Genomic DNA, 8,735 nt, shown 5'->3' on the forward strand with positions numbered 1-8,735 from the left:
CGGCGACATTACGCCCTTTCGCGCGCCCGCTCGGCCGCCTTCTCCTCGCGCCACGCCTCGTCGTTCTTGCCCTCGCGCCAGTAGCCGGAGATCGACACCGACTCCTTCGCAACGCCGCGCTCGGCGAAGAGATACCGCCGCAGCTCGCGCACGAAGCCGGCCTCGCCGTGGACGAACGCGTGCACGTCCTCACCCGGCCACGGCAGCGCCTTCACCTCGGCCGCGAGGTCCGCACCAGCCGACCGGTGCAGCCACGTGATCTGCGCGTCGGCCTTCGTCACCAGCGGCTGCTCCTCCGAGGCGTCGGACACGAGCAGGAACACGTGCGCCCGCGCGCCGGCCGGCATGACCTCCAGCGACGCGGCGATGGCCGGCAACGCGGCCTCGTCGCCCACGAGCAGGTGCCAGCCCGCGTCGGCGCGCGGCGCGTACACGCCGCCAGGGCCCGCGAGCAGCAGCTCGTCGCCCGGCTGCGCCCGCATCGCCCACGGGCCGGCCAGCCCCTCGTCGCCGTGCACCACGAAGTCGAGCACGAGCTCGCCGGCCGCTTCGTCGTAGGACCGCACGGTGTACGAGCGCATCCGCGGGCACTGCTCGCGCGGGAACTCCGCGCGGATGCGCTGCAGGTCGAAGGGCTCCGGGTATTCGACGCCCGGCACCTTGAAGATCACTTTCACGTACGCGTCGGTGAACGCGTTGGGCGTGAAATCGCGCAGGCCTTCGCCCCCGGCCACGATCCGGATCATGTGCGGGGTCAGGTTCTCCTTGCGCAGAACCGACAAGCGCACGCCCGGGTTCCCCTTGCGCGCCGGAGCATCGGCCATCGGACACCACCCATTCACTAAGGCTTGCCTAATCTGGCTCCTACCGTACGCGCCCGTCCCCCGTCCCGCCTAGCGGCACCGGTCAGACCACGGCGAGACCGTCGGACACGACCACGCCGTCGTGCAGGACCGTCCGGTCCCGGCCGCGGTCCATCACCGCGCTCGTCGGCGTCTCCCCGTCCACCAGGACGAGGTCCGCCCGGTCGCCCGCCGCGAGCCCCGGACGGTCCGCCACCCCGGCCAGGCGGGGCACGTCGTGGCTCATGATCGAGGCCCCGCCCGTGGTCGCCACCGCCAAGGCCAGCTCGATGTGCTCGTCCCGGCGGAACCCGCGGGTGAACGCCAGCTGCCACGTCCGGTCCAGCAGGTCGCAGTTGCCGTACGGGCTCCAGTAGTCGCGCTGCCCGTCCTCCCCCAGGCCGATCCGCACGCCGGCGGAAACGAGGTCCAGCAAGGAAAGCTGCCCGGCGGATGACGGCGCCACCGTGGTCATCGCGACGTCCAGCTCGGCGAAGTCGTCGATCACCCGGCGGCTCACCGACTCGGAGATCGAGCCCAGGTCGTACGCGTGCGACATCGTCACCTTGCCGCGCAGGTCCAGCGCCCGGATGCGCTCGAGCACCAGGTCGGTCGAGAACAGGCCGAGGTGGCCCGGCTCGTGCAGGTGGATGTCCACCTCGACCTGGTGCTTCTCCGCCAGGCCGAACACCGCGTCCAGGTGCCCCTTCGGGTCGCGGTCCAGCGTGCACGGATCGATGCCGCCGATCACCGTCGCGCCGGACCGCAGGGCCGCGTCCAGGACGTCCAGCGTGCCCGGTTCACGGAGGATCCCCGCCTGGGCGAACGCCATCACGTGCACCTCGGCCCGGTCCGCGAACTTCTCCTTCGCGGCCAGCACGGCGTCGAGCTTCTCCAGCCCGCAGTCGACGTCGACCTGGGCGTAGCTGCGGACCCGCGTGGTGCCGTGCGCGATCATCCGCTCCAGCGTGCCCGCCGCCCGCTCCGGCAGCGGCACCTCCGCCGACCGCCAGTTCTCGCGGTCGTTGGTCATCATCGCCCACACGCCGGGGCCGCCGGTGTGGGGACGGAACGGCAAGCCGATCCGCGTCGAGTCCAGGTGTACGTGGACGTCGCTGAACGACGGGAACAGCAGCCGGCCCCGGCCTTCGATCGCATCGGGCACAGGCGCCGGGTCGTGCGGGCGGACCGCCGCGATCCGGTCGCCGGCGAGCTCGACGTCGCTGCGCTCACCACCCCAGGGGCGGACATCACGGATCAACACGGGACGAACCGTAGCGCGGAGCTCCGGCAGAACGGATCACGCCGCGGCGCGCGGATCGCTCACGCGGGTGTTCTGGAACGCCGTGATCAGCCAGCCCGTTTCCGAGCGGACCAGCACGAACGTCACCGTGCTCTCCCGCCCCTGGGCCACGGCGTCACCCCCGTCCAGCGCCGAACCGCCGCCCGAGACGACGATCGCAACGCCCTCGCGAGGGAAGCGCACCGACGCGTCGCCGGGGCCCCCGATCGTCGAACCCCGCAGCGGTCCCTCGAACAACGCGCGGTGCGAGCTCTCGATCAGCTCGCGGCCGGGCAGCCGCATCCCGAAGAACGTCACATAGTCGGCGTCCTCGGTGAACAAGCTCGCGTACGCGGCGGCATCACCGCTGTTCCAGGCGTCTGCGAGCCGGCTGAGCACGGCGAGGACTTCTTCCTGCTGAGTCATGGCGAGCTCCTTGTCGAACAGTGTTCGTTCCAACGAACACTGTTCTATCGGCGAACACCGTTCGAGTCAAGGCCCGATTCGTCTAGGCTGCAGCCCATGACCGTCCCGCCCCCGCCGTGGCGCCGTGGCCCGAGCCCCCGCCGGCGCGCCGAAAAGCCGCTGCTGTCACGGGATCTGGTGGTGAAGACGGCGCTGGAGATGCTGGCCGCCGAGGGCTTCGAGGCCGTGTCGATGCGCCGGATCGCGCAGCAGCTGGAGACCGGGCCTGCGTCGCTCTACGCGCACGTGGCCAACAAAGAGGAGCTCGACGAGCTCATGCTCGACGCCGTGCTCGGCGGCGTGCCGGTGCCGGAGCCGGATCCCGAGAACTGGGCCGAGCAGGTGAAGGAGCAGGTGCGGTTGCAGGTCCGCGCGATGGTGGCCTACCCCGGCATCGCGAAGGTCGCGTGGAACACGCCGGTGCCCGTCACACCCCACTCGCTGCGCCAAGGCGAGGCGATGCTCGCGATCCTGCGCGCCGGCGGGCTGGATCTGAAGCAGGCGGTGTTCGCGGGCGACGCGTTGAGCTTGTACGCCAAGGCCTACGCCTACGAGGCGAGCAGCTGGACGTTCGGCGACTACGACGAGGCGGAAGTCGCCGAACGCGGCCGTCAGATGGCCGACTACATGCGGTCCCTGCCGGCCGGCGCGTTCCCGAACCTGTTGCAGTCCGGGCAGTTCTTCACCGGCGAGACGAGCAAGGACCGCTTCGAGTTCGCCCTCGCGATGTTCGTGGGCGGACTGCAGAGCCTCGTCAGGGCTTGAGCACGATCTTGCCGCGCGTGTGGCGCCGCTCCAGCTCGCGGTAGGCGTCCTGCACCCGTGCCAGCGGGTACGTGGCCGCGACGGGCACCTCGAGCAGGCCCTTGTCCACCAGCGCGGCGAGATCGCGCATGACCTCGGCGCTCGCGGCGGCCATGTTGCCGTCCGTCTTCACGTTGTACTTCTGCGCGGCGGCGAAGTCGATCACGGTGTCGATCCGTCCTGTGTAGACACCCAGGCGCAGCGCCAGCTCTACGTAACCGTCGCCGTAGGTGTCGATGAACGCGTCGACCTTGCCGCCGGTGACCTCGCGGACACGCTCTTCGAGACCCTCGCCGTAGGCCACCGGGAGCACGTCCTGCTCCTCCAGCCACGCGTGGTTGGCCTCGCTCGCGATCCCGACCACGGTCGCGCCGGTGAGCTTCGCCAGCTGCACGACCAGGGAGCCGACCCCGCCCGCCGCGCCGGACACCACGAGCGTGTCGCCGTCACGCAGGTGCACGGCGCGCACCGCGGCGTACGCGGTGGTGCCCGCGACGAACAGCCCGCCCGCCGTCTCCCACGACACGCCGCTGGGCTTCGGCGTCAGGTTTTCGGCTTCGACCAGCACGAACTCGGCCTGGCTGGACCGCGTGTGCACGAAGCCGATGACCTCGTCGCCGACCTGGATCTCTTCGACGTCCGCCCCCAGTTCGGCGACCACGCCGGCGAGGTCACTGCCCTGCCCGGACGGGAACGTCGAGGGGAACTGCTGCGCGAACACGCCTTCGCGGATGGCGGCTTCACCGGGGTTGATCCCGGCGGCTCTGACCTCCACGAGCACCTGGCCGGGCCCGGGCACCGGACGGGCGACGTCTTCCACTCGCAGGACGTCGATCCCGCCGTGTTCGCTGTACCTGACCGCCTGCGGCATGCGCGACTCCCTCGCTCGTCGATACTTCGACCAACGAACCATCCGCCGGGTTTATGCCCGCTGAGCGAAAATTCAGCCGGCCAGGCGGCGGACCACACCGTCGGCGAGCAGCCGCCCGCGGTCCGTCAGCACGGCGCGGCCGCGACTGTCCAGAACGGACGGTTCCAGGAGCCCTTCCGCCGCCGCGGCGCGGGCTTCGGCGAGGCCGGCGGCGTCGAGCGCGTCGAGCGCGAGTCCTTCCGCGACACGGAGTTCGAGCATGATGCGCTCGAGGTGCCGGTCCTGTTCCGTGAGCAGTTCACGGCCGGCTTCCGGGCTGGTGCCCTCGGCCAGCAGCGACGCGTACTTGGCCGGGTGCTTGACGTTCCACCAGCGCACGCCGCCCACGTGGCTGTGCGCGCCGGGGCCCGCGCCCCACCAGTCGCCGCCCTGCCAGTAGCCGAGGTTGTGCCGGCAGCGGGCCGCGTCGCCGGTGGCCCAGTTGGACACCTCGTACCAGCGCAGGCCGGCGGCCGAGAGCACGGAGTCGATCATCTCGTAGTCGGTGGCGAGCACGTCGTCGTCGGGCGCGGGCAGCTCGCCGCGGCGCACCCGGCGGGCGAGCGCGGTGCCCTCCTCCACGATCAGCGCGTACGCCGAGACGTGGTCGACGCCCGCGGACAGCACGGCGTCGAGCGAGGCCCGCAGGTCCTCCGGGCGCTCGCCGGGCGTGCCGTAGATCACGTCCAGGTTCACGTGCTCGAAGCCGGCGGCCCGCGCCTCGCGCGCGGCGTCCACGGGCCGGCCGGGAGTGTGCACGCGGTCGAGCACCTGCAGCACGTGCCGCGTCGCCGACTGCATCCCCAGCGACACGCGCGTGTACCCGGCTGCCCGGATCCGCTCGAAGAACTCCGGCGAGGTCGACTCGGGGTTGGACTCGGTCGTCACCTCGGCGTCCGGCGCCAGCCCGAACGCGCCGCGCACGACGTCCAGCACCTCCGCGAGGCCGTCCGCGCCCAGCAGCGACGGCGTACCCCCGCCCACGAACACCGTGTCGGCCGCCGGCGGCTCCCCCAGCACCCGCGCGGCCAGCTCCAGCTCCCGGCGCAGTCCGTCGAGCCACGACCTCGGCGACGCCGCCGACCCCAGCTCCCCGGCGGTGTAGGTGTTGAAGTCGCAGTACCCGCAGCGCGTCGCACAGAACGGCACGTGCACGTAGACGCCGAACGGCCGCCGCCCCAGCCCCTCCAGGGCGCTTTCGGGCAATCCGGTCTCGGCAGGCAGCTCGGCTACGTCAGGCACGACGTCCATTGTCCCTCGCGCCGCCCCGGTGCTCGCCCGGCCCCGCGCCACCCGGGCGGAAGTTCGGCCGCCGAACGAACCTCACCGGCACCCGGCCCGGCCCGGCCCGCACCCGGACGGCCGCTCGGAGCACCCCCTCCGCGGCACAAAACCGCAGGCAGCGAGGCCCGCCACCCACATCGGCGGCCCACGCGCAAGCCCCCCGCAAACGCCCTCCCACCATCCGGACGCGTTTGAACCACGTTCTGAACGCGTGGTTATCTGGGCCGGTGAGTCCTGCCGGTGTCCTTCTCGTGGCGCGCCGCCACGTCGACCTTCTGCGGGTCGCGAGCGCGCTCTGCCGGCCTGTCCGCTGACTCCCGACGCCCGACCCAGCCCACCACGCTCAGCCCGCCCAAGCTGGACCGCAGGCGCCGGACCCGCCGCGATCCCCCGTTGCCCGCCACGAAGCGGCACGACTTCAGCGGCGTCCGGAGCCACTAACCGGAGGACTCCTCATGGCCTCACCCACGCGCGAAACCCCCGCGAAGAGCCGCCCGCGGCAGAAGCGCGGCGAGGGACAGTGGGCGCTCGGCTACCGAGAGCCGCTGAACCCCAACGAGCGGTCGAAGAAAGACGACAACCCGCTCAACGCCCGCGCGCGCATCGAGAACATCTACGCCCGCGGCGGCTTCGACTCGATCGACCCGGGTGACCTGCGCGGCCGCTTCCGCTGGTTCGGCCTCTACACCCAGCGCAAGGAAGGCATCGACGGCGGCCGCACGGCCACACTCGAACCCGAAGAGCTGGACGCCCGCTACTTCATGATGCGCGTGCGTCTCGACGGCGGCATGCTCACCACGCAGCAGCTGGCCGTGCTGGCGGAGATCTCGCAGACGCACGCGCGCGGCACCGCGGACATCACCGACCGGCAGAACATCCAGTACCACTGGATCCGGATCGAGGACGTCCCCACGATCTGGCAGAAGCTCGAGAACGCGGGCATGACCACCATGGAGGCGTGCGGCGACAGCCCGCGCGTGATCCTGGGCTCGCCCGTCGCGGGGATCGCGGCCGACGAGATCATCGACGGCACGCCCGCGATCGAGGAGATCAAGCGCCGCTACATCGGCGACCCGCAGTACGCGAACCTGCCGCGCAAGTTCAAGACCGCGATCTCGGGCCAGCAGGACGTGGCGCACGAGATCCACGACGTCGCGTTCGTCGGCGTGAACCACCCCGAGCACGGCCCCGGCTTCGACGTCTGGGTGGGCGGCGGCCTGTCGACCAACCCGATGATCGGCCAGCGCCTCGGCGCCTGGGTGCCGCGTGACGAGGTGCCGGACGTGTGGGAAGGCGTGATCAGCGTCTTCCGCGACTACGGCTACCGCCGCCTGCGCTCACGCGCCCGCATCAAGTTCCTGGTCAAGGACTGGGGTGCGGCGAAGTTCCGCGAGGTGCTGGAAGAGAAGTACCTCAAGCGCCCGCTGCTCGACGGCCCCGCGCCCGACGTGCCGCCCGCCCCGATCGACCACGTCGGCGTGCACCGCCAGGTCGACGGCAGGTTCTACGTGGGCGCGGCGCCCGTGGCCGGCCGCGTGAACGGCGAGACGCTGCTGGCCGTGGCCAAGGCCGCCGAACGCGCCGGGTCCGCGCGCGTGCGCTTGACTCCGCAGCAGAAGCTCGTGGTCCTCGACGTGCCCGAGGCCGAGGTGCCGGGTCTGGAGACGGAGCTCGCCGAGCAGGGCCTGCACACCAAGCCCTCACCGTGGCGGCGCAGCGTGATGGCGTGCACCGGGCTCGAGTTCTGCAAGCTCGCGATCGTCGAGACGAAGGCCCGCGCGCAGGCGCTGGTCACCGACCTCGAGAAGCGGCTCGCCGACGTCCAGGGCGATCTGGAAAACCCCGTCAGCGTGCACCTCAACGGCTGCCCCAACTCGTGCGCCCGCATCCAGACCGCGGACATCGGGCTCAAGGGCCAGATCGTCACCGACGCCGGCGGCCGCCAGGTCGAGGGTTTCCAGGTGCACCTCGGCGGCGGGCTCGGCCTCGACGCCGGCTTCGGCCGCAAGCTGCGTGGGCACAAGGTCGTCGCCGACGAGCTGGTCGACTACGTCGAGCGCGTGGTCCGCGCCTACCTCGACGGCCGCGAGCCCGGCGAGCGGTTCGCGCAGTGGGTCGGGCGGGCCGACGAAAGCCTGCTGCAGTGACCTCGACGGAACGAGCGGTGCCCTACTATTGCCCGTTCTGCGGTGACGAGGACCTGCGCCCCGCCGAAGACGGCGGCTGGCTCTGCGGTGCCTGCCGGCGCGGGTTCTCGGTGAAGTTCCACGGACTGTCCCTACCGGAGGAGACGCTCGGATGACGGCCACAGCTGACTACCGGACCCTGGCCGAACGCGCGGAGAAAGAGCTGGCGCAGGCCACGGCGGAGGAAGCCCTGCGCTGGACGGTCGAGCAGTTCGGCGACGACTTCATCGTCGCGTCGAACATGCAGGACGCCGTGCTCATCGACCTGGCCACCCAGGTCAAGTCCGATGTGGACGTTCTGTTCCTCGAGACCGGGTACCACTTCCCCGAAACGATCGGCACGCGCGACGCCGTGCAGACCGTGTACCCCGACGTGACCATCGTCAACGCGCAGGCCGGGCAGAGCGTGGCCGAGCAGGACGCCGAGTACGGCAAGGACCTGTTCGCCCGAGACCCCAACCAGTGCTGCTTCCTGCGCAAGGTCGTGCCGCTGCGCGAAACGCTGGCGAAGTACTCGGCGTGGGTCACCGGCGTGCGCCGCGTGGACGCGCCGACCCGCGCGAACACTCCGATCGTCACCTGGGACGAGCGCAACGGCCTGGTGAAGGTCAACCCGCTCGCCGCGTGGACCGACGACGAGTTCAACGGCTACATCCGCGACCACGGCGTGCTCGAGAACCCGTTGGTGTCGGTGGGTTATCTGTCCATCGGCTGCGCGCCGTGCACGGCGAAGGTCGAGGCCGGGCAGGACCCGCGCAGCGGCCGCTGGGCCGGCCAGTCGAAGACCGAGTGCGGACTGCACGGCTGAGGAAGGGACCGATGACCACTCTGGAACCCGCGGCCGACGCGTCCACGGACAACCTGGCCGCCCTGGAGTCCGAGGCCATTCACATCTTTCGTGAGGTGGCGGGTGAGTTCGACCGTCCGGTGATTCTGTTCTCGGGTGGTAAGGATTCGACGTT

The 8,735-nt window shown here is 71.2% G+C and carries 10 protein-coding genes and 1 pseudogene; 6 read left to right on the top strand and 5 right to left on the bottom strand.

From position 1 onward, the window contains the following. Positions 1-8 precede the first annotated feature (8 nt). The 3 genes from AB0K15_RS45125 to AB0K15_RS45135 all read right to left on the bottom strand — a co-directional run bounded on the left by AB0K15_RS45125 (position 9) and on the right by AB0K15_RS45135 (position 2,550). Positions 9-824, bottom strand: coding sequence for a siderophore-interacting protein (locus tag AB0K15_RS45125; protein ID WP_364066741.1), 816 nt, complete (start codon positions 822-824; stop codon positions 9-11). Between the two features lie 82 nt (positions 825-906). Continuing rightward, positions 907-2,106, bottom strand: coding sequence for an amidohydrolase family protein (locus AB0K15_RS45130; RefSeq protein WP_364066743.1), 1,200 nt, complete (start codon positions 2,104-2,106; stop codon positions 907-909). Positions 2,107-2,142: 36 nt separating this feature from the next. Next, positions 2,143-2,550, bottom strand: a complete 408-nt coding sequence (locus AB0K15_RS45135; RefSeq protein WP_364066745.1) for an SgcJ/EcaC family oxidoreductase — start codon at positions 2,548-2,550, stop codon at positions 2,143-2,145. A 96-nt stretch (positions 2,551-2,646) separates the two neighbouring features. Between AB0K15_RS45135 and AB0K15_RS45140 the strand changes: the two genes are divergently transcribed. After that, a complete protein-coding gene (locus AB0K15_RS45140; RefSeq protein ID WP_364066747.1) occupies positions 2,647-3,354 on the top strand; it encodes a TetR/AcrR family transcriptional regulator in 708 nt (235 codons plus the stop codon). On the opposite strand, the gene AB0K15_RS45145 is transcribed toward AB0K15_RS45140, so the two are convergent. Together AB0K15_RS45145 and hemW are read right to left on the bottom strand one after the other, a co-directional pair. Next, positions 3,344-4,264: an NADP-dependent oxidoreductase gene (locus AB0K15_RS45145; RefSeq protein WP_364066749.1), complete on the bottom strand. Its 921-nt coding sequence runs from the start codon at positions 4,262-4,264 to the stop codon at positions 3,344-3,346. The genes AB0K15_RS45140 and AB0K15_RS45145 overlap by 11 nt on opposite strands. A 72-nt stretch (positions 4,265-4,336) precedes the next feature. Further along, positions 4,337-5,545, bottom strand: a complete 1,209-nt coding sequence (hemW, locus tag AB0K15_RS45150) for a radical SAM family heme chaperone HemW (protein WP_364066751.1) — start codon at positions 5,543-5,545, stop codon at positions 4,337-4,339. 269 nt (positions 5,546-5,814) lie between these two features. On the opposite strand from hemW, the gene AB0K15_RS45155 reads away from it, so the two are divergent. From AB0K15_RS45155 to AB0K15_RS45175, 5 genes and pseudogenes are all read left to right on the top strand, one after another. Then, positions 5,815-5,901: a putative leader peptide gene (locus AB0K15_RS45155; RefSeq protein ID WP_350540000.1), complete on the top strand. Its 87-nt coding sequence runs from the start codon at positions 5,815-5,817 to the stop codon at positions 5,899-5,901. 141 nt (positions 5,902-6,042) lie between these two features. Continuing rightward, entirely contained in the window at positions 6,043-7,734 is a 1,692-nt protein-coding gene (locus AB0K15_RS45160; protein WP_364066753.1) for a nitrite/sulfite reductase, read from the top strand. Continuing rightward, positions 7,731-7,889 carry an Insertion element protein gene (locus AB0K15_RS45165; RefSeq protein ID WP_354874043.1) on the top strand — a complete coding sequence of 53 codons (159 nt, stop codon included), beginning with the start codon at positions 7,731-7,733 and terminating at the stop codon, positions 7,887-7,889. The genes AB0K15_RS45160 and AB0K15_RS45165 overlap by 4 nt, the downstream gene beginning before the upstream one ends. Continuing rightward, positions 7,886-8,581, top strand: a complete 696-nt coding sequence (locus tag AB0K15_RS45170; RefSeq protein WP_364066755.1) for a phosphoadenylyl-sulfate reductase — start codon at positions 7,886-7,888, stop codon at positions 8,579-8,581. The genes AB0K15_RS45165 and AB0K15_RS45170 overlap by 4 nt, the downstream gene beginning before the upstream one ends. A gap of 11 nt (positions 8,582-8,592) precedes the next feature. Beyond that, positions 8,593-8,735, top strand: a pseudogene (locus AB0K15_RS45175) (sulfate adenylyltransferase small subunit); the annotation flags it as partial.

It is taken from the genome of Amycolatopsis sp. NPDC049253, assembly GCF_040678995.1.
GTDB lineage: Bacteria > Actinomycetota > Actinomycetes > Mycobacteriales > Pseudonocardiaceae > Amycolatopsis.

Excerpts from the sequence above, each read along its gene's own strand:
- AB0K15_RS45125 (WP_364066741.1), bottom strand. The coding sequence starts at position 824 with ATGGCCGATGCTCCGGCGCGCAAGGGGAACCCGGGCGTGCGCTTGTCG.
- AB0K15_RS45135 (WP_364066745.1), bottom strand. The coding sequence starts at position 2,550 with ATGACTCAGCAGGAAGAAGTCCTCGCCGTGCTCAGCCGGCTCGCAGAC.
- AB0K15_RS45140 (WP_364066747.1), top strand. The coding sequence starts at position 2,647 with ATGACCGTCCCGCCCCCGCCGTGGCGCCGTGGCCCGAGCCCCCGCCGG.
- AB0K15_RS45145 (WP_364066749.1), bottom strand. The coding sequence starts at position 4,264 with ATGCCGCAGGCGGTCAGGTACAGCGAACACGGCGGGATCGACGTCCTG.
- AB0K15_RS45160 (WP_364066753.1), top strand. The coding sequence starts at position 6,043 with ATGGCCTCACCCACGCGCGAAACCCCCGCGAAGAGCCGCCCGCGGCAG.
- AB0K15_RS45170 (WP_364066755.1), top strand. The coding sequence starts at position 7,886 with ATGACGGCCACAGCTGACTACCGGACCCTGGCCGAACGCGCGGAGAAA.